The organism is Enterococcus lactis (assembly GCF_015751045.1).
GTDB classification, from domain to species: domain Bacteria; phylum Bacillota; class Bacilli; order Lactobacillales; family Enterococcaceae; genus Enterococcus_B; species Enterococcus_B lactis.
This window is the reverse complement of the sequence record NZ_BNJW01000002.1, coordinates 78,570-102,526: the sequence shown is the minus strand read 5'-3', so window position 1 is coordinate 102,526 and position 23,957 is coordinate 78,570. Positions and strand designations below refer to the sequence as shown.

The 23,957-nt window shown below is 39.3% G+C and carries 18 protein-coding genes and 1 pseudogene; 13 read left to right on the top strand and 6 right to left on the bottom strand.

What is annotated here, in order from left to right:
• The first annotated feature begins 3 nt into the window (after positions 1-3).
• The 5 genes from KFO35_RS01565 (at position 4) to xylB (ending at position 6,234) form a co-directional block, all read left to right on the top strand.
• A complete protein-coding gene (locus tag KFO35_RS01565; protein WP_070704665.1) occupies positions 4-1,614 on the top strand; it encodes a glycoside hydrolase family 43 protein in 1,611 nt (536 codons plus the stop codon).
• Positions 1,611-2,909, top strand: a complete 1,299-nt coding sequence (locus KFO35_RS01560) for an ABC transporter substrate-binding protein (protein WP_070704662.1) — start codon at positions 1,611-1,613, stop codon at positions 2,907-2,909. Before KFO35_RS01565 ends, KFO35_RS01560 begins: the two co-directional genes overlap by 4 nt.
• A gap of 40 nt (positions 2,910-2,949) precedes the next feature.
• Positions 2,950-3,864 (top strand): carbohydrate ABC transporter permease, encoded by a 915-nt coding sequence (locus KFO35_RS01555; protein ID WP_002315854.1) that lies wholly within the window; start codon positions 2,950-2,952, stop codon positions 3,862-3,864.
• Positions 3,857-4,690, top strand: coding sequence for a carbohydrate ABC transporter permease (locus KFO35_RS01550; protein ID WP_002315855.1), 834 nt, complete (start codon positions 3,857-3,859; stop codon positions 4,688-4,690). Before KFO35_RS01555 ends, KFO35_RS01550 begins: the two co-directional genes overlap by 8 nt.
• Positions 4,691-4,752: 62 nt before the next feature.
• Positions 4,753-6,234 (top strand): xylulokinase, encoded by a 1,482-nt coding sequence (xylB, locus tag KFO35_RS01545; protein WP_156272032.1) that lies wholly within the window; start codon positions 4,753-4,755, stop codon positions 6,232-6,234.
• Positions 6,235-6,922: 688 nt separating this feature from the next.
• On the opposite strand, the pseudogene KFO35_RS14090 reads toward xylB, so the two are convergent.
• A pseudogene (locus KFO35_RS14090) lies at positions 6,923-7,765 on the bottom strand (SWIM zinc finger family protein); the annotation flags it as partial.
• Positions 7,766-8,364: 599 nt separating this feature from the next.
• Here KFO35_RS14090 and KFO35_RS01535 point away from each other — a divergent pair.
• Both KFO35_RS01535 and KFO35_RS01530 read left to right on the top strand, forming a co-directional pair.
• The gene (locus tag KFO35_RS01535) at positions 8,365-9,228 is read left to right on the top strand and encodes an AraC family transcriptional regulator (protein ID WP_002315858.1); all 864 of its coding nucleotides are present in this window, start codon (positions 8,365-8,367) and stop codon (positions 9,226-9,228) included.
• A gap of 98 nt (positions 9,229-9,326) precedes the next feature.
• Positions 9,327-9,809, top strand: a complete 483-nt coding sequence (locus KFO35_RS01530; RefSeq protein WP_002315859.1) for a GyrI-like domain-containing protein — start codon at positions 9,327-9,329, stop codon at positions 9,807-9,809.
• 141 nt (positions 9,810-9,950) lie between these two features.
• Here KFO35_RS01530 and KFO35_RS01525 read toward each other — a convergent pair whose 3' ends face one another.
• On the bottom strand, positions 9,951-10,418 hold the full coding sequence (locus KFO35_RS01525) for an Rrf2 family transcriptional regulator (RefSeq protein WP_156272028.1): 468 nt from the start codon (positions 10,416-10,418) through the stop codon (positions 9,951-9,953).
• 122 nt (positions 10,419-10,540) lie between these two features.
• Between KFO35_RS01525 and KFO35_RS01520 the strand changes: the two genes are divergently transcribed.
• Positions 10,541-11,392: an SDR family oxidoreductase gene (locus KFO35_RS01520; protein ID WP_002315861.1), complete on the top strand. Its 852-nt coding sequence runs from the start codon at positions 10,541-10,543 to the stop codon at positions 11,390-11,392.
• A gap of 335 nt (positions 11,393-11,727) precedes the next feature.
• Here KFO35_RS01520 and nagE read toward each other — a convergent pair whose 3' ends face one another.
• Together nagE and KFO35_RS01510 are read right to left on the bottom strand one after the other, a co-directional pair.
• Positions 11,728-13,686 carry an N-acetylglucosamine-specific PTS transporter subunit IIBC gene (gene nagE / locus KFO35_RS01515; protein WP_002315862.1) on the bottom strand — a complete coding sequence of 653 codons (1,959 nt, stop codon included), beginning with the start codon at positions 13,684-13,686 and terminating at the stop codon, positions 11,728-11,730.
• Entirely contained in the window at positions 13,683-14,555 is an 873-nt protein-coding gene (locus KFO35_RS01510) for a PRD domain-containing protein (protein ID WP_002310480.1), read from the bottom strand. The genes nagE and KFO35_RS01510 overlap by 4 nt, the downstream gene beginning before the upstream one ends.
• Before the next feature lie 352 nt (positions 14,556-14,907).
• On the opposite strand from KFO35_RS01510, the gene KFO35_RS01505 reads away from it, so the two are divergent.
• A complete protein-coding gene (locus KFO35_RS01505) occupies positions 14,908-16,176 on the top strand; it encodes a glycoside hydrolase family 73 protein (RefSeq protein WP_156272026.1) in 1,269 nt (422 codons plus the stop codon).
• A 293-nt stretch (positions 16,177-16,469) separates the two neighbouring features.
• Here KFO35_RS01505 and KFO35_RS01500 read toward each other — a convergent pair whose 3' ends face one another.
• A complete protein-coding gene (locus KFO35_RS01500; protein ID WP_070704653.1) occupies positions 16,470-19,598 on the bottom strand; it encodes a glucosaminidase domain-containing protein in 3,129 nt (1,042 codons plus the stop codon).
• A gap of 148 nt (positions 19,599-19,746) precedes the next feature.
• Here KFO35_RS01500 and KFO35_RS01495 point away from each other — a divergent pair, with 148 nt between their 5' ends.
• The 4 genes from KFO35_RS01495 to KFO35_RS01480 all read left to right on the top strand — a co-directional run bounded on the left by KFO35_RS01495 (position 19,747) and on the right by KFO35_RS01480 (position 23,149).
• Positions 19,747-20,211 (top strand): MarR family winged helix-turn-helix transcriptional regulator, encoded by a 465-nt coding sequence (locus KFO35_RS01495; protein ID WP_002315865.1) that lies wholly within the window; start codon positions 19,747-19,749, stop codon positions 20,209-20,211.
• Positions 20,195-20,824: a nitroreductase family protein gene (locus KFO35_RS01490; protein WP_002310475.1), complete on the top strand. Its 630-nt coding sequence runs from the start codon at positions 20,195-20,197 to the stop codon at positions 20,822-20,824. The genes KFO35_RS01495 and KFO35_RS01490 overlap by 17 nt, the downstream gene beginning before the upstream one ends.
• A gap of 353 nt (positions 20,825-21,177) precedes the next feature.
• A complete protein-coding gene (gene msr(C) / locus KFO35_RS01485; protein WP_002315866.1) occupies positions 21,178-22,656 on the top strand; it encodes an ABC-F type ribosomal protection protein Msr(C) in 1,479 nt (492 codons plus the stop codon).
• Positions 22,657-22,702: 46 nt separating this feature from the next.
• A complete protein-coding gene (locus tag KFO35_RS01480; protein ID WP_002310470.1) occupies positions 22,703-23,149 on the top strand; it encodes a DUF2798 domain-containing protein in 447 nt (148 codons plus the stop codon).
• A gap of 200 nt (positions 23,150-23,349) precedes the next feature.
• Here the strand turns inward: KFO35_RS01480 and KFO35_RS01475 are convergent, their stop codons facing one another.
• Positions 23,350-23,865 carry a PadR family transcriptional regulator gene (locus tag KFO35_RS01475; protein WP_002310468.1) on the bottom strand — a complete coding sequence of 172 codons (516 nt, stop codon included), beginning with the start codon at positions 23,863-23,865 and terminating at the stop codon, positions 23,350-23,352.
• Positions 23,866-23,957: the final 92 nt, after the last annotated feature.

Here is a 23,957-nt window from a genome sequence, read left to right as displayed (position 1 = left end):
TTTATGATAAATAACCCGATTTTAACTGGATTCCATCCAGATCCTAGTGTTTGTCGTGTTGGGAAAGATTATTATATCGCTGTTTCTACTTTTGAATGGTTCCCAGGTGTCATGATCTATCATTCAAAGGATTTAAAACATTGGCACTTGGTAAGTACGCCTGTCAACCGAACAAGTCAGCTGAATATGTTAGGGAACCCGGATTCTGGAGGTGTCTGGGCTCCTGCTTTGAGTTATCACGATGGGAAATTCTGGCTGATCTATTCCGATGTCAAAGAATTGAGTGGTAGTTGGAAAGACGTGAACAATTATTTGATTACATGTGATACCATCGACGGAAAATGGACAGATCCAATCTATTTGAATAGCTCAGGATTCGATCCTTCCTTGTTCCATGAGGAAGATGGGAAAAAGTACTTGGTCAATATGGTTTGGGATTATCGTCCTACTCGTCATTCTTTCTATGGAATCGCCCTTCAAGAATATTCACCAGAAGAAAGAAAATTGATTGGTCCATCAAAGATCATCTTTAAAGGGACGAATCGAAAATTGACAGAAGCACCTCATCTTTATAAAATCAACGGCTATTACTATTTGCTGACTGCAGAAGGTGGCACGAAGTATGAACATGCGGCAACCATTGCCCGATCAAAGAAAATCGAGGGTCCGTACGAAATCCATCCAGAGAATCCGTTGATTACTTCTTGGTCATATCCCGAACTGCCTTTGCAAAAAGCAGGTCATGGGTCGTTCGTTCAGACACATACAGATGAATGGTATTTTGTCCATTTGACAGCTAGACCACTAAAATACAAAGAAACACCGCTTTTAGAAAACAGAGGGTATTGCCCCTTAGGAAGGGAAACTGCGATCCAGAAAATAGAGTGGAAAGGGGGATGGCCGTATATAACTGGAGAGAATTTTCCAAAAAATAGAGTGGAAAGCCCGTCCATACCAGAACAGATGTGGGAAAAAACACCTATCAAAGAATCATTCGATCAAGAACAGCTCCCTCTGCATTTTCAAACATTAAGGATTCCCTTTACTGAAGAAATCGGTAGTTTGACTGAGCGGAAAGGTTATTTGAGACTGTTTGGTCGAGAATCATTCCATTCGCTGTTCACCAAATCTTTAGTTGCTAGACGATGGCAGCATTTTTCATTTGAAGCCGTGACGAAAGTAGAATGTTCACCTGAGAATTTTATGCAACTAGCAGGAATGACGAATTATTACAATACTAAGAACTGGTCAAGCATCCATCTCACACATGATGAAGAGAAGGGAAGGGTCATCGCTCTTTTAGATTGTGTCAATGGACAATTATGTGAACCAGTCGGAATCATCCCCACACCTGATAATGTAAGCGCTGTATATTTAAAAACTATTGTTTCTTATGAGACATATCGTTATTCTTATTCATTCGACGGGAAAGTATGGATAGACGTTGGTTATACTTTTGATAGCTTAAAACTTTCCGATGATTATACTGCTGAAACCCAAGAAGGATTTTTCACGGGAGCATTTGTCGGTATGTTTGCCATCGATACTTCCGGCACAAGGCTGGCTGCAGATTTTGATTTCTTTTCGTATGAAGAAAAAGGAGGGAAGCCATGAAACAATGGAAGAAGCTGAGTGTCACTTTATTAGGAGTCAGTCTGATAGGCGTACTAACTGCTTGCGGAACGAGCTCTGAACGTTCTTCAGAAGACAATTTAGAATTGACTGTGTGGACGTTCACAGACGAACTTTCGACGATGATCAATGAATATTATTTGCCAGCTCATGAATCTTTGGATTACGAGATAAAGATCGTAGAGATCCCTTCTGATCAATTTGAGACTAAATTAGATCCAGTGTTAGGAACAAGAAATACGCCTGATGTCATTGCCTTAGAATCTGCGTTCGTAAAGAAATATGTCGAATCGGGATTGATGGCTGATCTAGGAGAATACGGTCTGGAAGAAGCGGCAAGTGATACCTACTTATATGTCAAGGATGTCGGAACTAGCAGAGAAGGGACTTTACATGCTTTAGCTTGGCAAGCAGCGCCTGGCGGATTTTATTGTCGTGCTTCTCTAGCAGAATCACTTTTAGGGATTACAGATGCAGACCAGATGCAAGAGCAAATAGCTGATTACGAGAAATTTTACGAAGTGGCAAAAGAAGTCAAAGAAAACAGTGGTGGGACTGTCCAGATGATCTCCAGTGTCCAAGACTTAGCAAAACCATTTTTTGGTATGCGGGAATCAGGATGGGTGGAAGATGAAAAGCTAATCATCGATGATAAACTTCATGAATTAATGGATATTTCACGGCGATTTGTTGAAGAAGATTTGACGAAAGATACAGAAGGTCAATCAGAAGCATGGTTTGCTGGAATGAATGGCGAGACAGACTTTGGATATAGTCTGCCTACATGGGGATTACATTATTGGTTGAAACAAAATGCTACTTCGGCAGACGGCTCTAGAACAACAGAAGGGGATTGGCGGATGATCCAAGGACCTTCTTCTTGGTTTTGGGGTGGTACATGGATCGGTGCCACGGACACCTCAGAAATGAAAGAAGAAGCGGCAGCGCTGATCCAATATCTAACTACTGACCCAGAATTTTTGGAACAATGGGCAAAAGATACGGGAGACTTTGTATCGAATGAACGGGTAGTAGAAGCAATCAAATCGTCTTACCAGGAAGACTTTCTGGGCGGGCAAAACCATTATGATGAATTTTCTGAAATAGTCCAATCAATCAATGCAAAAATTCTGACTGAATATGATCAAACAATCGAAACGTTGTTTATCGACCATTGCTTGACACCTTATTCTAAAGGAGAGACGGACAAAGAATCGGCTATCCAAAATTTCAAAGATGCCGTAGCGAATGCTTATCCTGATTTAGAAATCGATTAGCTGGGACAGTTGTCTAAAAGGTACAAGAAAGGAGATTCGAGTGAAAAAAGCTAGATTTGAGCGCTACAATCGTTATGGTTTATTATTCATTGCCCCATTTTTCTTAGCATTTCTAGTATTTCAGCTTTATCCAATCTTCTATACTATTTTTTTAAGCTTCACAGATTTGAAAGGATGGAATACAGAAGCCTCGATCGTCGGTTTCGAAAACTATGTCAATCTTTTGAACAATACATTGTTCCTTCAATCAATCAGAAACACGTTGATTCTTTGGGGTGTGAATTTTGTCCCTCAGATTACGTTGGCGCTCCTTTTGGCTGCTTGGTTTACAAATCTCAAATTGAAGTTGAAGGGGACAGGTTTCTTTAAAATCATTTTCTATTTGCCAAACATTATTACAGCAGCGTCTGTAGCCGTTCTATTTTTTGCATTGTTCAGCTTTCCGATGGGGCCGATGAATTTGGTCCTGACTCATTTAGGCGTGTTGGAGCGACCGTTTGATTTTTTCCGAAGTGTGGCAAGTACACGCTTGATTGTCTCTTTTATTCAGTTTTGGATGTGGTATGGGCAGACAACGATTGTACTTGTTTCAGGGATATTAAGTATCGATCAGTCACTTTTCGAATCTGCCATGGTTGATGGCGCAAGTGATGCTCAGATTTTTCGAAAGATCACGTTGCCGTTATTGAAACCTATCATGCTGTATACTTTAGTGACGTCATTGATCGGGGGTCTGCAGATGTTCGATATCCCGTTTTTATTGACTAACGGAAATCCTGACAATAGTGTCAACACGATCACGATGTTCATCTACAAACAAGCATTTACTGGTAGTCGGAATTTTCAGATTGCTGCGACAGCTTCAGTCATTTTGTTAGGGATGTCGATTCTTTTGAGTACATTGCTTTTCCGGTTTTTCCAAGAAAAGAGCAAAGTGAGGGGAAGAAATGGATAAACACTATCGGTTGCAACGTCTGCTGATTTATGGATTCATGTTGTTACTTACGTTTTTGAGTATTTTTCCCTTTTGGGTCGTTCTGGTGAATTCCACACGTTCAGCAGAGCAAATACAACAAGGGCTATCCTTACTTCCGGGAACACAGTTAGCAGCGAATTGGCATGTTTTGAGGAATAAAGGATTCGATGTGTTCAACGGATTCCAAAATAGTTTGGTGATCTCAGCTGGTGCTACGTTATTGAATGTCTATTTCTCTGCCTTAACTGCGTATGGATTGATTGCTTATCGCTTCAAAGGAAAAAGACTTGCTTTTGCCGTTATTCTTGGTTTGATCATGATTCCTCAGCAGATCAGCATGATTGGTTTTTATCAATTTATGAATCGGTTGGATTTGCTGAATAGCTATATTCCATTGATCTTTCCAGCGATTGCATCGCCTACGACTGTCTTCTTTTTGAAACAATATCTGGAGACTGTTTATCATTCCGATTTGGCAGATTCAGCGCGTTTAGATGGTGCAGGAGAGCTGAAGATTTTCCATAAAGTGATGCTTCCTTTGATGAAACCGGGATTAGCGACGATGGCTATATTTTCATTCGTGACTACTTGGAACAATTTTTTGATGCCGCTGATCTTGATCAACGATACTGACAAATTTACCTTGCCGATGTTGATCCAGCTGTTAAAAACCGATGTCTATCGTACAGAATTCGGCAGTATGTATCTAGGGATTTCTCTCAGTATCGCACCGCTTCTGCTGATTTATCTGTTTTTATCGAAGTACATTATAGGTGGCGTGACTGCAGGTGGGATCAAAGAATAGGAAAAACAGACATTGTCAGCAGTCGTTTTTGATAGGATAATAAAAACAAGGCAGGTGGTCAAATGTATATTTTAGGTATTGATCTAGGAACTAGTTCATTGAAGGGATTAGTAATGGATAGGAATGGGACGATCCAGGGTGCGGCGAGCGAAGACTATCCGTTGCTACAACCAGAAGCTGGATTTAGTGAACAAGATCCTAAAGACTGGATCCAAGCTTGTGGTCAAGTGATCGAAGAATTAGCTGAAAAAGTGCCTGATTTTACTCAAAAAATAGAAGGAATCAGTTTTTCTGGTCAAATGCACAGTTTAGTCGTACTAGATGAAGCGAACCAACCGTTAAGAAATGCGATTTTATGGAATGATGTGCGTACAACCAAAGAATGTGAAGAAATAATGGAAAACTTTGGTGATCGATTACTTGAGATTACCAATAATCGCGCATTAGAAGGTTTTACGTTGCCTAAAATGCTATGGCTTCAAGAAAATGAGCCGGAATTATGGGCAAATGTTCGTCATGTTTTATTGCCGAAAGATTACCTTGGGTTTTGGCTGACAGGAAACCAGCAGATGGATTATTCAGATGCTGCAGGTACGTTATTACTTGATATGGAAAGAAAAACATGGTCTGAGGAGCTCTTACAGACTTTCCATATCTCTCCTAAAATATTGCCTCCGCTTGTATCTTCTATTAATTGCATTGGATCGGTACGCAAAGAACTAGCAGAACAATTTGGTTTCCACAAAGAAGTAAAGGTATTTGCTGGCGGAGCAGACAATGCATGTGCTGCTTTAGGTGCTGGGATCATCCAAGATGGCGCAGCTATGGTTAGTATTGGAACCTCAGGAGTATTTTTGTCTTATGAGAAAAATAACCAAAAGTCTTATGAAGGCAAACTCCATTTATTCCATCATGCAATAAATGATGCTTATTATTCTATGGGAGTGACATTAGCTGCGGGACACAGTCTCAATTGGTTCAAAAAGACTTTTGCCAAAGGACTTTCTTTTGAAGAACTGCTGCAAGGAATCGAAAAGATCGAGCCAGGTTCAAATGGATTATTGTTTACACCCTATCTTTCAGGGGAACGAACACCGTACGCCGATAGTCAGATACGGGGGAGTTTCATTGGTATGGATACTCGACATACACTTAGCCATTTTACCCGAGCAGTGTTGGAAGGAATCACCTTTTCATTGAAAGATTCGCAACAGTTGATGGAAGAACTAGCGGGTCGCAGATTTACACGTATTGTTTCGGTGGGAGGAGGCGCAAAAAATCTTGCATGGCTACAAATCCAAGCAGATATTTTCGATGCAACGATCTATGGTTTAAGTGTGGAGGAAGGACCTGCATTAGGCGCAACAATGATTGCTGCACTAGGATTAGGATGGTTCGATACGCCTGAAAGCTGTTGTCAGACTTTTATCCAATATACAGATGCAGTGGAACCTCTCTCACAAAATGTAGAAAAGTATCGCAAAATCTATCAACAATACCGAAAAATCTATCCAGCAACGAAGGAAATCTGTCATAACTTATAAATTATAAAACAGAAGGGCTGTGACAAAACTTTTGTCACAGTCTCTTCTTATTTCTTGAATCTGACCACTTCTGTCACAATCTTTTCCATCTTCTTTACTTCAACCTTGGTTCAATTCTTTTCATCTCAGCAATCAATGCTTTTCTGCGCGGATATTTTTCTCGAAGTTCTTTGGTCAACAATTTAGCTGTCACAAGTCCGTTTGGCAAGCTAGCCATTTTTTCTATTTGGTTGCCAAGTTTTTGGTATTCCAATTTTGTCGCAAAATTAGCTACGTTTTGGCGTAATTCAAATTCATATTTTTGTAATAACTGTTTAGGACAATAGTTTTTCAAGATATCAAAGTACCGATCGATCATGATCAATCTGTCTGTACTTTTTACATAATCCCACAATAAATCATAACAACCTTCTGCTGCATAAAAACGATCCACATTTTTATGATATTTAAGAGCTGAAAACAGTTCATTACGTATGATCGGCCATGTTTCAGGTGGACATGCGTTTTTTAGTTTTTCCAATGTAGGGAAGTGGATACTGTCAGATGCTAATAAACGTTTTTTCAAATTGTCTATTTTACTTGTATCATCCGCATTTTTTAAAGTAGAGCCAGTTGTTTTTTTGAGGGATTCAGACTGCTTGTCCGCGTGTGTTTGTCCTTTTTTGTGGGGCTCGCCTTTTTTTACAGATTCTTTTCGTTTTTTGGCTATTTTTTTCTTTTGGCTAGAAAACTCTTTTTCCTGAAATTCTTCTTTCAGGATTTTTATGGAGTAGCTTTTTGAATAAGAGGCGTCAGTATGATCGACTTGGTAGACGAACCAAGAGAACATTTGTCTTTTTTCTGCACGGGGTGCTTCTGCTAATAATTCTTTCCATAAATAATAACAGTCCTCTATCAGAAGAAGTGATCGTTCGTCCGCAGGCTCCAAATAGCATGTTTCAAGAGTAGCAATCACTTCATTGATCAATTCGAATGCGGGAAGATAGGCATTTTGCTGTATAAGCGACTCAACAGCTTCTTGAATGAACGTTCGCATCTCCATGATGAACTTCGCTGTTTTCCTGTTTTTGTTTTTTCCGATAGGATGATCGTATTTGTGGATGATTGTTGCTAATTTATCTGTGTAGTTTACTGCATGGAGCGGGATCTTCTCTTTGAAGCGTTCGATAAATTGCGGATGTTCTATAAGAATCTCTGTTAAAAGTTCCCGTACAAGAGAGCAACTAGCGGAAGAAACAAAGGAAGAGAGTTCGGAAAGCGAGTAGTTGGATTTTTTTATTGGACGTTCTTCGTAAGCGAATAAGACAGCAGCCATGTGCTTGCAGTTTTTTCCTTCTATGGCATATAGACAATCGCAAGTCATATTCGTCTTTTCATCCCATGTGATCACTACCTTATAATCTTCCGTGCCAGAAACTGTTGCGGTCAAGTGTTTACTCGTATAGTTCAAATGACTGACAAATCCGTGCAGATGATAGCTGTACCCGCGTTCCAAAATGTTTTCAGGAAAAAGCTCAAGCCAATTATTCATATAGTTCTCCTTTCATGAAACATTTGTTTATATTTAGTATAAAGAATCGTCAAAGAAAAAAGTAGCTGATTTTACCATATCTGTGAAGCAACTTTTTCTCGAATTGTCAAAAATTAATTCTGCGTTCCTTTTCTTAGAGAATGGGAGAAAAAGTAAAAAAATAGCGTATTTTAAAGATGGAACTTTTTGTTTTTTTATTTATCTGGCAAAAATGAAGGAATTTTGTTGGAAATAAATAATGGTTTCAATCAATAAAAGAGGTATGATGTAACGCAAAGAAAGATTCAAGCAGCGTTCGTATCAACAGTCCGAATAGCTACTTGCTTTGTACAGTAGATAGTAAGCGGTTTAACGAAGGGGATAAAAGCTATTTTTCCTGCTTTGTTAACTTAGAATGTGTCTTCCCCAAAATTCATTTTTTCTAAAGGTAAAACATAAGTAGGCAGATACTACCAATTATCCGTTACAAAACGCTGCTTGAGAATTTTCTTTAAATCCATACAAATTTTTCTATACCCGACTAAATTGGTTCCTGATTCATCAAGTAATTGACTTTCTTTGATAATATGATGAAAAGGCAAGCAAGGAGGAAGATAAATATGCTTAAAGATCTGAACCAATTGATTGATTACATCGAAGAACATTTGACAGAAAGTCTTACCTATAAAAAAATAGCCGAAAATACAGGAATCTCTGAATATCAGTTAAAGCGCATCTTTACGTTTATTGCAGGGATGTCTCTGATGGACTATATCAAAAACCGTAGATTGGCTTTGGCTAATCGCGATCTTCTAGGTGGGGAAAAAGTAACAGAAACGGCGTTTAGATATGGATATGAAACAGTCGAGGGTTTTTCAAGAGCTTTTCGTGATTGGTCAGGTTATCTGCCTTCAGAAATCAGCAGATATGGCATACAAAAATCTTTTCCACGCTTGACATTTTTTATTGATGTCAGAGGAGGAAAATCGATGGAATTTCGTATCGAAAAGAAAGAACAGTTTTATGTGGCAGGTGTGGCGAAAAAAGTCCCTGTCCAATTTGAAGGAGTTAATCAAGAAATACAAAAGTTAGCGCAGACGATCACGGAGACTCAAAGGGAAGAGATGCATAAGTTAGGAGATTTATATCCACATCAAGTAATCAACGTTTCTTATGGATTTGATGGAGACCGCTTGGAAGAAAAGGGTAGTTTGATGCACATGATCGGCTTTGCTACGACAAAAGAAAATCCGTACGCTGATTTAGAAATGTTTGCTATAGAAGAACACACTTGGGCCATTTTTCCTAATAAAGGACCATTTCCCCAAACTTTACAAGACACTTGGGGGAAAATCTATGCAGAATGGCTTCCTTCTTCAGATTATGAGTTAGTTGAAGCTCCCGAGATCTCTTTTACAAAATGGGGAGAGGACTTCAGTCATGTTTACAGTGAAATTTGGATTGCAGTGAAAGCAAAAAAATAGTTAAAAAATGAAAGTATCCCTACAAGAAGAGCGTAATCGTGTCATTTCTCTTTAATTTTATGTAAGATGAACTTAACATAATAGAAAGGGTGGGAGAAATGGCAAAGTATAAGATTGAAGAAAAACCAGAGTTTGCAGTGACAGGTATTGGTGTGGAATTGAAAAGTAGCAATACAGATTTTGTCGGTTTGGCAGCAGAGAAGCAAGCCTTTGAGCAAAAAGTCATCAGTGACGGAACAATAGACACCTTGAAACAAGCTGCTGAAAATCATTATTTCTTTACAGTCAACGAACCCTATGACGGGAAAATGATGTACTATGTCGGTGTTCAAACGAGTCAGGATATTCCTAACACTACGAGAATCATCCCATTTCCAAAAGGAACCTATCTCATTGTAAGCGCTTCTGCTGAGTCGTCTGAAGAGTTGAGAAATGATTTGACGAATACGGCCTTTGGACATGTTTTAAGAGAAGTAGAAGATTACGCCTATGTTGGGGGACCGAATGCTGTCGTTGAAATGGGTGTTGCCGATGGGAAATACATTGGAGAAATCTGGATACCGGTAGTCAACAAACCATGATAATATAGAGGTCGTGAAAGTAGCGTTTTGACCTGAGCATTAGAGAGGAAAATGAGGCATGACAAGGCTTTTGTCTCCCGGAGAATAAAAGAATTTATGTAGACGATTCCGATCAGAAAAATGCAGGCCCAGTAGAGAGAATTATAAAAATCTCTCTACGAGGCCTGTGTTTTCTGGTCTTTTTTCTTTTTCCAAAACGGCTATTTTATGTATCAGATTATCAAGTGTGATCTTAGCCATTTCTTCTTCTGCTTTTTTCTGCAGTCGAGCGTAGCTTTCTTCTAAAGCTTCCTGGATATTTGCACCAACGACGCAATTTGGGTTTGTTTTTGGATCGACTTGGATAAGCTGTGTATTACCTTCAATGCTGCGGTAGACATCTAGTAAAGAAATCTGATCTGGTCTTTTGGCAAGGGAAGGTTGCGGTTTTCCGGTTTTTGTAAGGATCAAGCCGGATTTTTTGAGCTGACTCATGATTTTACGTACATTTGCTGCATTTGTTTCGATACTGTTGGCAATCATCTCACTAGAAAGCAATCGGGTATCTTGAAACATTTCAATATAGGCAAGTACATGGATTGCATCACTAAATTGCAGAGAATACTTCATCAGTTGTCATCCTTTCATTTTTTTTGCTTGACTTATCTTACCACACTCTTTATGATAAAGGTGTAATTTATAAATGTACAGCTATAAATCTTAACAAATAAAAAGAATAAGGAGTGGGAAAGATGCATTATTTAGTAACAGGAGCAACTGGAGGTTTTGGTGGTTATGCGCTAGAATTCTTAAAAAAGATGGTTCCACAAAATGAAATCTATGCACTAGTACGTAGTGAAGAAAAAGGAGAAGCACTGAAAGAAGCTGGATTTAACATACGTATTGGTGATTATGATGATTTAGATTCAATGAAAGAAGCGTTGAAAGGAATAGATCGATTGCTTTTTGTCTCTGGCGTTCCAGGAAATCGCCAAGCTGAACATGAGAATGTAGTGAAAGCAGCGCAAGCAGCCGGGGTATCTTATATCGCTTATACAAGTTTTGCAGATGCCGATCACTCAATCAGTGTATTAGCGCCAGATCACCAATTCACTGAAAAAACGATTAAGGATTCAGGTATTCCCCATACATTTTTACGGAACAATTGGTATGTAGAGAATGAATTACCTATCATTGGGCAAGCTTTAAAAACTGGTCAATTCGTTTATGCTGCAGGAAATGGAAAAACAGGTTGGGCATTGAAACGGGAATATGCAGAAGCCGCAGCAAAAGTACTAGTAGAGAATGACTCCCCAGAAATCTTAGAATTATCCGGCCATCTAACTGACTATGAAGAATTAGCCAAGGCATTAGAGCGTGCGACAGGTAAAGAGTTAGAAATTATTGAAGCAAGTGATGCAGCGTTTGTCGAAAATCTAAAAGAAGCCGGATTCCCTCAAGAAGCAGCTGACATGTTTTTAGCGATCCAACATGATATCAAAAAGGGTCAGTTAGCTGTTTCTTCTGATGATTTAGAAAAAGTTTTGGAAAAACCATTAGTCTCTCTTGAAGCAGCATTGAAAGAAATATTGGATCAGGAATAATGGATGATATAAAGAGGTTGTGAAAAAGCCGCTTAGTTTTGAGTATGAAGAAAAATTTTATGAAAATGGCTTTCCACATTTTTGCATAAATTTGACTTCATGCCGATAAACTGGTTTTTGAACACCGTTTACCAGAGGTTGTAAAAAAGCTGTTCTGCATCAAGTAATAAGAAGAGTCAAATAAAAAATAGCTCTTCATATGTTTCGTTTGGCTGGACTTATTACCGCGGAGTTGGCAGGAGAACGCCGTTTTTATTCGAAAAAAGCAGCTGAGACAAGATTTTTGTCTCAGCTGCTTTTGTTTATCGATAAAAAAGTCTGGGGAAGACGATGGATCAGGCTTTGTTGGAAACAGAGCCGATTTTATCATTTGCTTTTACATCACGTGCGGGTTTAATTTCTAGGTTTTGGACTTTGTCGCCATTTGTGAATACAACGACCATATCCGTGTTTTTGCCTGCAGATTGAATAGCAGCAAGATCAACTAAAGCAATCAATTGACCTCTTGCGACTTTTTGACCTTCTTCTACATATAAAGTGAATGGTTCGCCTTTTAAGTCAACAGTGTTGATTCCCATATGAAGCAAGACTTCGATACCAGAATCAGTTTGGATACCAACGGCATGTTTCGTTGGGAAAATGTTTGTGATCGTACCAGCGATTGGAGAGAAGATTTCTCCATTTTCTGGTAATACAGCATAGCCGTCACCCATCATTTTTTCTGCGAATACATCATCTGAAACTTCAGTGATTGGAATCAGTTTCCCATTTGCGATAGCGTAAATATCTTGTTCGATCGTTCCACCGGCAAATGTTTCTGTTTTAACCACAGTGTTTGTTTGTGCAGGTCGTGCTGCAGCACCACCATGCAGTTTTGCCATCTCATCTGCAACGAATTGTACTTCTGTACCTACGATGACTTGCGCATTTTTCCCATCAATGATTTTCATTCCAGGTACGCCAGTGGCTTTGATTTTGTTTTGATCGATCAGGCCTGTATCTTTGACTTGCAAACGAAGACGTGTAGTACAGTTGTCGATTGAAGTTACATTGTCAGCTCCGCCTAATGCAGCGTAGATTTTGTTTGCTTGTGCCGCATATTTATTGTCTGAATTAGTCGTTGCAGTATCGTCATCTGAAAGATCTGCTTCCTCGCGGCCAGGAGTCATCAGATGGAATTTTTTGATAGCAAAGTTAAAACCAAAGTAGTAAATCACTGCTGTTACTAACCCTTGGACGATCAACATCAAAGGCTGATTCGCAATCGGATTTTTCAAAGATAGGAAGTAATCGACAAATCCGGCACTAAAGGCAAATCCTGCTGTCCAATGGAAGAATGCACTCACTGCTAAAGAAATCCCAGTGAAAATGGCATGCAAGACATATAATGGCCAAGCAACGAACATAAATGAGAATTCAAGTGGTTCTGTTACACCAGTAAAGAATGAAGCAAAAGCTGCTGCTAACATCAATGAAGCTGTTTTTGCTTTGTTTTCTGGACGTGCATTTCTGTAAATAGCATATGCTCCTGCTGGAAGCCCGAACATCATGATTGGGAAAAATCCAGCTTGATACATTCCTGTTACGCCTTTTGTTCCTTCAGAAGCCAAGAATTTACCGATATCATTGATTCCAGCTACGTCAAACCAGAACACGGAGTTCATTGCTTGATGCAATCCTGTAGGGATCAGTAAACGGTTGAAGAAGCCATAAAGACCTGCACCAACCCATCCTAAACTCAAAATGAATTTAGCAAAAGAAACTAAAGCAGAGTAAACCGGAGGCCATACGAGCAGTAGCACTGCACTGATCAGCAGCATGACGAAGGCAGCTAAGATTGGCACTAAACGCTTGCCGCTAAAGAAAGATAAAGCCATCGGTAATTTTGCTTCGTGGAAACGATTATAAAGAGCTGCCGCAATCAATCCGGCAATAATACCAATAAATACGTTACTGATCTGAGCAAAAGATGGATCAACTGATTCTGGTTTGATATTCAATAAAGTGGCTACTGAATCAGTTTTTAAAACGTTTACGGGAACTTCAAATGCAACCAAACCTGCCAAGGCAGCAGCACCTGATTTGTCCACTGACATCCCTAGTGCTAACCCAACGGCAAACAGCAAAGGCAATTGACCTAAAACTGCGTTACCTCCAGCTTGTAAAAAATGAGCGACAATGTCGTTACTATAAGATGCCCACCAGTTTCCGATCCCTACTAGCAAAGCAGCAGCAGGTAAGACCGCAACTGGGAGTTGAAGGGAACGTCCCATTCGTTGTAGATATGCTTTCAATTTTTTTCCTCCTCATGATTGTTAACATTTGTTTGTACGATTGCGCTTCTTAAACGCTCGATATGGATGGCCAAGTAACCCAGTTCTTCTTTCGTGATCGCGAGCTGGTATTCTTTGGTCAGCAACACACGGATTTTTTTAGAAATCTTATAGCTTTCTGGGTATTTTCGTTTGACCATTTCTACGATTTCCGTATCCAAGACAGCATATTGTTGCGCATGGGTTCGTTGTAGAAGCAGTCGTAAATGATTCACCAGTCTTGAATAATTCAGTGAAAATGGTTCTGAATGGATATCTGTTTCCAATTCTGATTCCACTAAATGGATGATATCAGATACAATCGTCACTTCACGGATACTGCGATGGTTATTATTTCGACCGCTTCGACCGCTGTGGATATGGATTGCGATATATCCTGCTTCGTCATAAGTGTATGGAATCCCAAGCTCTTTTGTCAGATATTCTACTGCCCATTGAGCAATACTGAATTCATCACTGTAAAGCACTTCGATTTCTCTCAAAAGCTTGTTGCGGATGACGATACCGTTATTGATATTCTCCGCAGAAAAAGCAATGTGGTCGGTCAAAGCGATCAACACATGTTCATTCAGTTTCTCCATCAAGACAGTTTCCGCATGATCGATGATTGTTTCTGCTGCAAACAAAAAGCGTTCATCGATCTGATTGAGTAGATTTTGCAATTTGATTTGTCCTTCTGGCTCCATGACGAATATCCGCTCAATATCACGATCAAAGATCAAATCATTTCTTTTTCTGTCAAATCCAATTCCTTTTCCAATAGCTACTTTTTCCTGCCCACCGTCATCTACCAATACTGCATTTTGATTAAAGATCTTTTTGATTTTCATGCGCGCACCCTTTTTGAAGATTTGGTTTTCATGTCTGCTAGACCAGTTGATTGCGGCCAAACAAAAATAGACACGAAAAACCTCCTAGGAAACCATGTTCCTCAGAGATTTTTCATGCCTAGTATGATCTAGTCACATGAAACGAATTATTGTTAACGTAATCATTTTATATAGACAGTTATGTTTTGTCAATTCTTTTTTTATAATTATAGTAATTTAATGGAATATATGAGGATCATTGAGAGCACAAAATAAAGAAACGTATGTTATTTAATTATGAGCATTGACTTACTTTTACTTTTTTAGTTACACTGTTATTTAGGTAAAGTTTCATATTTAAAGGAGAAAAAGAATGAAAGCAAGAAATTTATTATTTAGCGTTATTCTTTTAGGAAATCTAGCAGTTGCCAACACAACCGTGCTAGCTGAAGAAACGACAGGAACAGTCACAGCTCAGACAACGAGTTCTTCAGAAATAGGAATTGAAAACGATACAGAAAGTACGTTGCAGTCAGCTACTGTCTCCGAAAATACGGTTTCAACTGAAGAATCAACAACAGGGACAACAGAACAACCGCAAACGGAAAAAAGCACATCAGCAGAAGCTCAGAAAAATCCAGAGAATGCGGAAGAAATCACGAACCAATTGACAGATGGACAAACATTGACACATACCCATCAAGCAGATTTGTCTGAATTCGAAAACTATACTGGCTACGCTTTTTCTGCCCGCTCATCTGCTAATTCTCAACAAGCATTCATTGATAGTATTGCATCCACTGCACAAAGTTTGGCAAGTGCCAATGACTTATACGCATCAGTCATGATTGCACAAGCAATCGTTGAAAGCGGCTGGGGGAACAGTGCCTTGGCTTCTGCTCCTAATTACAATCTATTTGGAATCAAAGGAAGCTATAATGGTCAATCTGTTACGATGCCTACTTCGGAATATGTCAATGGACAATGGATTACGGTAAATGCTGCTTTTAGAAAATATCCTTCGTACAAAGAATCATTACAAGATAATGTGACGGTATTGAAGACGACTTCTTTCCAGCCGGGCGTGTATTACTATTCTGGTGCATGGAAAAGCAATACGAACTCTTACAAGGATGCTACAGCTTGGTTGACCGGTCGTTATGCCACTGCGCCTAATTATGGTGCTACACTAAACAATGTAATCGAGACTTACAATCTGACGCAGTATGATACAGCACCAACTTCAACTTCTCCAATGTATCGTTTATATAATCGTCATACAGGAGAGCATTTGTATACATTGAATGCCGGCGAAAAAAATTATCTGCCAACTGTAGGCTGGGAATATGAAGGAATTGCTTGGCAAGCACCAAACAGTGGACAGCCTGTCTACCGTTTATACAATCCTTACAGCGGAGACCATCATTACACAATGGCGCAATCTGAGATCAACTCCTTAACAAAAATCGGTTGGCGCTATGAAGGTCTAAGTTTTTACTCTGGTGGTTCCAAGCCAATCTATCGACTATTCAATCCAAATGAAAAAACTGGTACCCATCACTATACCTTAAGTGCGAAAGAAAGAGATTGGCTAACGCCAATGGGCTGGAGATATGAAGGAATAGGATTTTATGGTTATTAAAAAGAGGTTGTGACAGAAGTGGTCAGCTTCAAGAAATAAGAAGGAATTGACGACAATTGTTTCTCCAATTTTTGTGAGATTTCAGCTTATTCTCGAAGAAGGTATTTCTGGAACACCATGTATCAGAGGTTGTGAAATCAGCGTCCTGACCTGAGTATTAGAGAAACAAACGGAAAAATAGTTCTTCATATTTTGCCGTTTTTTGAGCTAATACCGAGGGTCAGCTGATTGAACACCATTTACTCAAAAAAGGTTGTGACAACATTCTTGTCACAACCTTTTTTTATGCCCGTTCAATCAAATTGATCCAGCTTCCAATATTCGATCAGATTATTCAATTTTTGACCGTAATCAGGATCTGTCGCGTATGTTCCTGTTAATGCACGGGTAGCATCTCTGTAAGAACGTGCATTGACTTTCCATGTCCCCGCATATCGGTTTGGGTCCCAAGAAACACCATATCTTAATTTTAAGGCGTTATCTAAGAAGGATTGGTCAGTAGACTGATAGACCCGAAATTTTGAATTGACAGGGACAACGACACCATTGATCACTTCGTTAGATATATGCCAGATATAGCCATACTTTCCTTCATCTTCGCCGTCTTTGAATTTCATCCCAAAGAAGTTATTCGCGTGCTGAGCTAGATAGCTTGTGCCATATCCTGTTTCTAGGATCGCTTGAGCCAACATGACAGAAGTATACAAGCCATGAGCAGGCGCGATACGATTCGCACTTTGGCTGACAGAATTGATGAATCTTCCCTGAGGTGTCTGATCATTCACTTGTCCTAGAATCGTCAGTTGGTTTGGCTGATAGCCGCTTGGCCGCCGGTCGTTTTCAACAATGGTTAGCTGGATACCTTCAACAGGCAAATTCATTCTGACAGAGCCTGCTTTTTGTCCATTTGATGCCCAGCCTAACCAGCCTCTGGAACGAACAAAGGCACGATAATAAATATCATAGTTTTCAGCAAGTTCTCCTGTCAACTGAAAGGAAAAGGCTTGAAGAGAGCGATTTTGTCCAGTCGTTCCTGAGATCGCTCCATTGGATACAGTTCTGGTCCAACCGCTGTCAGCTATGTGTGAATCATATTGGATACCGCCAGTATACCTTGATGTTCCTAAATTTGCGCGAATCGCTTCAAATTGTCTTCCTTGATTTGCGTAGCTGATCGAGTTGTTCAGGCTCGTTTGGCTTACCCAGCCAATATTCGATACATGTCCTTGCAACGTGATTCTAGGCGGAGCTATACGAAAGGCGCGAGTAGTTGCACCAGGTGCGGCTCCTCCTTTCCTTACTAATACAATTTGAATCGCTTCTGCACGGTAAGCATAGCTTTGTGTACCAGCTGATTCACCGTTCTTTGCCCAGTTCATCCAGCCAAATTCTTGTGCATGTACACGATAATAAACGTCATATCGGGTGCTGATTGTGCCAGTCAGATTGATGCGGATCGCCTCAATAGGCAGATTTTGTCCAGTCGTACCAGAAATCGTGCCATTTTGTGCCCAGTTGGTTTCCCAACATTTGTTAGCGATATGGGATTGATAAGTGATACCGCCACCAATTGTATTTTCAGATAAACGCAGTTGCATTGCTTGAAGACTTAACCGTTGGCCAGTCGTACCAGCTTGATTAGCAGCATCTGTCTGGCCTAACCATCCTCTGTTAGTTACGTGAGTATTCGCCAATACGGATGGTTCCTTTTCGATATAAGAAATACCGTTAGTAGCAGGGCCGGAACTGTTTTTGTCCAATAATTGGATTTCAATTGCTTCGATTTGATGACCGTATCCAAGTGTTCCGGAAGGATTTTCGTTCATTGTCCAAGGAAGCCAGCCAAAATTTCGTACATGGACTCTATAATAAACATTGTAAGTTGCTGCTAATTGTCCAGTTAATCGAATATTGATTCCTTCAATCTGTTTGACTTGTCCAGTCGTTCCAGAAATAGCGCCGTTAGCTACCCAATTTTGCCATCCTGAACCTTGGACATAAGAGGTGTATTCAATAGCACCAGAGAGGGAGGATGAAAGATGGATACGAAAAGCTTCTACTTGTAAAGATTGACCTGTTGTTCCTGAAAGTTGACCGCTAGAAACATTTGGCAGCCAACCACGATTTTTGACATGTGTACTATAAGTAATAGATGGATGTGCAGTACGCAAGGTAGATTCATCTGTCTGTGGCACTTTGTTTTGCGGCTGGAAAGAAGAATCAGTTGTTTCTTTTGAATCAGATGCTGTACTTTCAGCTGTTCCTATCTGTTCATTTGAGAAATCAGTCTCTGCTGATACTGGATCCTTTGGTTGGAATTCTTTCTGTGGGACAAAAACGATTGAAGAATCCTTTGCTGTCAGCACATAAAACACTTGATCGCTGATTTGGACTGCTCTTTGTACGTGATAACTTTCTGAATGTGAAATGGTTTCCTCTGATTGTTCTAACCAAGCTTGATCAAGTGACAGAGAGGTAACGGCTGATTCAGAAAGCTGACCTTGTGATGCTTCAACTGGAACTGTTTTTGGCTCATGAGCAGTTACAGAGTTTGCTGCTACCCATCCTTCATAGTTTGCTGTTTGGATATGTACCCAAGTTGTTTGATCCGATAACGCTACTTTATCCGTGATGAGGGCTGGTCCAGATATTTTTTGATGTTCTTCTTGGCGATAGAAGGTAGGATAAATATCTGTTTCATTCAGAGTCGTATAGGTTTCTGTCATACTTATATGTGTTTGAATGATAGGACCAGCTGCAACTTCTGAGTAATACGCACGTACGGAAGAAAGAAAATGCTCCTTGTCTAGAGTGATCGAATCGTCAAACATCAAGAAATCTGCTGATTTTTCCAAGGGTAAAGAATAGGTTTTGATTTTTTTTGCTACATAATAGGCCAGATAATTGGTGACTTGTTCTGTTGGCTCTGTTGGTATGACTAGTTGGATCGTTCCTTTATCCACCCATTGTCCATCGGGTAGCTGGACATCAGTAGAGACAATCTCATACACACCTTGCGTATCAATGTAGCTATGAGCAGATTGCTGCTGAATGAACGATTCCTTTGTTTGTTTTGAAGCTGAAAGGTGGATTTTATCAGGTTTCATTTGTTCAAATCTACCATTTGCTCCTTGCAAAGAGGGATTTCCAGAGATTTTTGGCGGTGTAAAATTTTCTACTGCAGAAGAGCTGTCTTCTAGATTTTGATAGGAATTCTCTCCAGATAGGCTTGATTGGGATGGTGCGCTTTCATCTTCTGATAGGGTAGATGTTTCTGTTGTTTGAACATTTGCCAAAACGGTATCAGCAAATACGAGACTATTAGGTAACAACGTCGCATTCACTAAGAGAAATACTGCGGCTACTATTCTTTTTCTCACATCATTATCCTCTCTTTCTTTTTTATTGTTCCTTCTTTTCATTCTACAAGAGATTTCTTTTATTTACACTAATTTCTATTGAAAGCCTTTGTTTTTTAATTTCACAGCTGATTCTTTGACTTTTTTCTTTTTTTATTCTATTATTGACAAGTCAATCGTTGACTAGTCAATTATTAGAGAGGAGGAAATTATGTCTTTAGAAGAGATTAGCCACCTTTTATATCAAATCAAATTAGCCGATCAAAAAATCGTCCAGATCTTTGAGGAAAATATCGGTATAAGTCTTACTAGATACGAGATCATGATGAGACTGAAAGAAGAAAATCCATTGCTGCAAAGCAGTTTGCAAGAAAAGTTGCAGATTGATCAAGGAGCAGTTACACGTCATCTGAAGGTTTTAGAAGCAAACGGCTATGTTTCGCGTCAGAGAAATCCTCAGAACAACCGGGAAGTGTACGTAGCACTGACAGAAAAAGCCCAGCAGAAAATCGAGCATTGTGAAATGGACCATAAAGATACAGGTTCCGTGCTGTCCCCAGCTTTCAGCGATGCAGAAATGAAACAATTCCTAACACTTTTAGATAAATTGAATACCCAACTTTGCAATATAACAACAGAAACGAAAGAGGTTAATAATAATGGAACAAAAAAATGATTTTTCAACAATTATGACTGGTAGAAGATCCGTTCGCGTATATGATGAAACATACAAAATCCCACACGAAGAAATGCTGGAAATGATCAAAGAAGCGACGACTGCTCCTTCTTCTGTCAACATGCAACCATGGCGCTTTGTGGTCGCTGAAAGCGAGGAAGCAAAAGAAATCTTGCGTCCTTTGATCCGTTTCAATACGAGACAAAATGATACTTCTTCTGCAATGGTCATGATTTTTGGCGATATGCAATGTTACGAATATGGCGAAGAAATCTATAACCAAGCTTACGAATCAGGGAAGATGCCAAAAGAAGTCAGAGATCAACAATTAGCTGCGATCATTCCTTATTACAAGAGCTTTTCAAGAGAAGAAATGAACGATGTAGTCAAAGTCGATTCTAGCTTAGCGGCTATGCAATTCATGTTAGTTGCACGTGATCATGGCTATGAAACAAATCCAATTGGTGGATTCGAAGCAGATCAGTTGGCAGAGGCATTTGGTTTGGATAAAGACCGCTATGTTCCAGTTATTATTTTATCAATAGGAAAAGCGGTAGAAGAAGGTTATGAGTCTGTTCGTTTAGCACCAGAAAAGATCACTACGTTCAAATAAAAGGTTTTCAGTTACTATTCAGTAGCTATTGCTTTTTTTGAATCGTGTGTGGTAACCTAATAAAAAAGGAGGTCGGAAAAATGACTGCATCGATGAAATTACGTTTTGAACTTTTGAATAACAACTAAATAAATTCAAAAGACATGTATAAACAACAATTTCATGGGTGGAGTATGTCCATTTTTTCGAACGACAGTAGAATAGGTGAAAGCTATGACAGATTTGATGATTTAGTCATAGTTATTTCGTTCAGAGTAGGAAAAGATGTTATGCAGTTTTTTTGCAAACAGATTTTTCTGCTCTTTTTTAGTATCGATAATTGTTGTTTTACATGAAATAGGAGTGTAAAACATATGGAAAATTTAGCAATAAATATAACAAACCTGCAAGTTCGTTTTGGTAACCAGTTAGAATTATCTATTGATTCTCTTCGTGTCTATCAGCAAGATCGGATAGGGATCATAGGAGAAAATGGAGTCGGTAAATCAACGTTGCTGAAACTGATAGCCGGAGAACTTATCCCCAATCAAGGGAAAATCCAAACAGAGATTACTTTCAACTATCTGCCTCAATTAACCTATCTTGCTGAAATAAAGGATCTGAATTTGGAATTAGCCAGTCATTTCCAGTTAAAACTGGAAGAAACTTCGGAACGGAAATGGAGTGGAGGGGAAGAACGAAAGATCGAGTTGATACGTCTTCTTTCTTCTTATGAACAAGGGATGCTTCTAGACGAGCCGACGACCCATCTAGATAGAAAAAGTGTGGATCAACTGATTGAAGAGCTTCGTTATTATTATGGCACGCTGATTTTTGTTAGTCATGACCGCTATTTTCTAGATGAGCTGGCAACGAAAATCTGGGAAGTAAAAGACGGAGAAATCCGAGAGTTTTCGGGGAATTATAGTGCCTATCTCACTCAAAAGGAATTGGAGAAAAAGACTCAGCTACGAGAAGCAGAGTCGATCATGAAAGAGAAAAAACGATTGGAAAAATCGATCCAAGAAAAGAAAAAACAAGCGGAAAAGTTGGAAAAAGTGTCTAGTAAAAAGAAAAAGCAACAAATCAGACCGGATCGGTTGTCTTCCTCTAAACAAAAAGACAGTGTACAAAAAGCCATCCAAAAGAATGCGAAAACATTAGAGAGAAGACTCCAAAAAATAGGAGAAACAACTAAGCCGCAACAGATGAAACAAATCCGTTTTCCAGTACCAAAATCTCTTGCACTCCACAATCGTTATCCAATCATGGGACAAAATATCCAATTGGAAAGAAACGGAAGAACATTACTGATAAATAGCGATTTTCAATTTTCTTTAGGTAAAAAAATCGCGATTGTCGGCGAAAATGGTTCAGGTAAGACAACCTTATTGGAACATATCCGCAAACAAGGAGAAGGAATCCTTCTCTCTCCGAAAGTGAGCTTTCAAGTCTATCAGCAAAAGGATTATCAAATGACATCTGAAGAATCCGTCATTCGTTTTGTCATGAGACAAACAGAGTTTTCGGAATCGCTTGTCCGTAGTTTGCTGAATCACTTAGGGTTTGCTCAGGAAACTCTGACGAAACCGTTGTGTACGTTAAGTGGGGGAGAAGCGACCCGTTTGACGATTGCTTTGCTTTTTACTAAGCCAAGTAATGTATTGCTGTTAGATGAACCGACTAATTTCATTGATATGGCAACGATCGAAGCTTTAGAGCAGCTGATGCAAGTATATCCGGGAACGATTTTGTTTACTTCTCATGATTCCTACTTTGTCGAACGTACGGCTGATGAAGTTTATGAAATAAAAGGGCAGAAAATAAAAAAAGTACTTACGAGAAATTTTTAAATGTGCTACGATGATTTTCGTGACAAATTTAAAGGAGTGGTACAGATTGCCTACAAATAAAAAAGAAGGAATAATTTTTACAACAATGATGTGTTTTTTGATGGTCTTGGGGATGAGCGCGTATAATTTATGGCTGCATCAAGATCTTCATTTATCAAGTTTGTTGATTGGTCTAGTGCCTGGATTCGTGGTGGCTTTCATTTTGGATGTCTTCATCATCGGTGTGCTGGCGAAAAAAATTGCCTTTAAACTACCAGTAAATCCAGAAAGCAAGATCCAAATGATCTTAACTATTTCCTGCTTGATGGTTTTAGGAATGGTCACATGTATGTCTTTGTTTGGTGTGATCATGGAACAAGGAATACCTGATCAATTATTCTCTGCTTATATGAATGCTTGGAAAATGAATGTGATTGCCGCTTTACCGTTGCAGTTGATCATCGTTGGCCCACTTTCAAGAAGTGTGTTGAAAGCCATTCAAAGCAATGAATAATGGAACACTGTTTATTTGAAAAAAAGGTTGTGACCTGCTTTTTGTCACAGTCCCTTCAATGCAGTTCTAGAAAGAAAAATGATCCGAACGATAGGTTTTTGCCTGTCTTTCGGATCGTTTTTCTTTTTCAGATGTATCATTCTTTTAGTGAAGATGATTCGTTGCTTAATAGATAAATCTAGAAAGGTTCTGTTTATCCATTACTCAAAAAACGGCTGCATTTGTTCTCTTACTTGCTGACACCATTGGAGTTCCTGCTGACAAAGCATGATTCGGCGCTGGATCACAACATAACGCCCAAATTCTTGTCTCTTGTCTAGCGAGAGGTCATTCAATTTTTTTTGATTTTTTTGCATGATTTTGTTCAGCTGTTGTTCTCTAGTGAATAGCAGTCCAGTAGCTGTTGTTTTGTCGAGTGTTGAAAAAGCATAGATTTTTGCTAAAAATTCATCTTTTTGCGTAGGAGCTGGGGTCTCCTCTTTGATCCATTCCTCTACAAGGGCACGCCCTTCATCAGTTAAGTGGTAGATCTTTTTTTGAGAGTGCTCGTCTTTGTCCAAAACGGTCACATAACCCTGCTGGTCTAACTTGGCAAGCGTCGTATAGATTTGACTGTGATGAGCTTCCCAAAAAATCGTGATCAGCTGCTTCAATTCATACCCAGAACGCGGTTTGGATAAAAGCACGCATAATAATATATAGGCTAAAGTATTCATAAAAATCCTACCTCTCGTCTTATTTTCTTTATTATATCACAGTAAAGTTTCCATGTTTTACATGTGCATATTGACATGTAAAATAAATCATG

Excerpts from the sequence above, each read along its gene's own strand:
- KFO35_RS01560 (WP_070704662.1), top strand. The coding sequence starts at position 1,611 with ATGAAACAATGGAAGAAGCTGAGTGTCACTTTATTAGGAGTCAGTCTG.
- KFO35_RS01550 (WP_002315855.1), top strand. The coding sequence starts at position 3,857 with ATGGATAAACACTATCGGTTGCAACGTCTGCTGATTTATGGATTCATG.
- KFO35_RS01520 (WP_002315861.1), top strand. The coding sequence starts at position 10,541 with ATGCATTATTTAGTAACAGGAGCAACTGGAGGTTTTGGTGGTTATGCG.
- KFO35_RS01525 (WP_156272028.1), bottom strand. The coding sequence starts at position 10,418 with ATGAAGTATTCTCTGCAATTTAGTGATGCAATCCATGTACTTGCCTAT.
- KFO35_RS01505 (WP_156272026.1), top strand. The coding sequence starts at position 14,908 with ATGAAAGCAAGAAATTTATTATTTAGCGTTATTCTTTTAGGAAATCTA.
- KFO35_RS01535 (WP_002315858.1), top strand. The coding sequence starts at position 8,365 with ATGCTTAAAGATCTGAACCAATTGATTGATTACATCGAAGAACATTTG.
- KFO35_RS01490 (WP_002310475.1), top strand. The coding sequence starts at position 20,195 with ATGGAACAAAAAAATGATTTTTCAACAATTATGACTGGTAGAAGATCC.
- KFO35_RS01495 (WP_002315865.1), top strand. The coding sequence starts at position 19,747 with ATGTCTTTAGAAGAGATTAGCCACCTTTTATATCAAATCAAATTAGCC.
- KFO35_RS01530 (WP_002315859.1), top strand. The coding sequence starts at position 9,327 with ATGGCAAAGTATAAGATTGAAGAAAAACCAGAGTTTGCAGTGACAGGT.
- xylB (WP_156272032.1), top strand. The coding sequence starts at position 4,753 with ATGTATATTTTAGGTATTGATCTAGGAACTAGTTCATTGAAGGGATTA.
- KFO35_RS01565 (WP_070704665.1), top strand. The coding sequence starts at position 4 with ATGATAAATAACCCGATTTTAACTGGATTCCATCCAGATCCTAGTGTT.
- KFO35_RS01475 (WP_002310468.1), bottom strand. The coding sequence starts at position 23,865 with ATGAATACTTTAGCCTATATATTATTATGCGTGCTTTTATCCAAACCG.
- KFO35_RS01500 (WP_070704653.1), bottom strand. The coding sequence starts at position 19,598 with ATGAAAAGAAGGAACAATAAAAAAGAAAGAGAGGATAATGATGTGAGA.
- KFO35_RS01510 (WP_002310480.1), bottom strand. The coding sequence starts at position 14,555 with ATGAAAATCAAAAAGATCTTTAATCAAAATGCAGTATTGGTAGATGAC.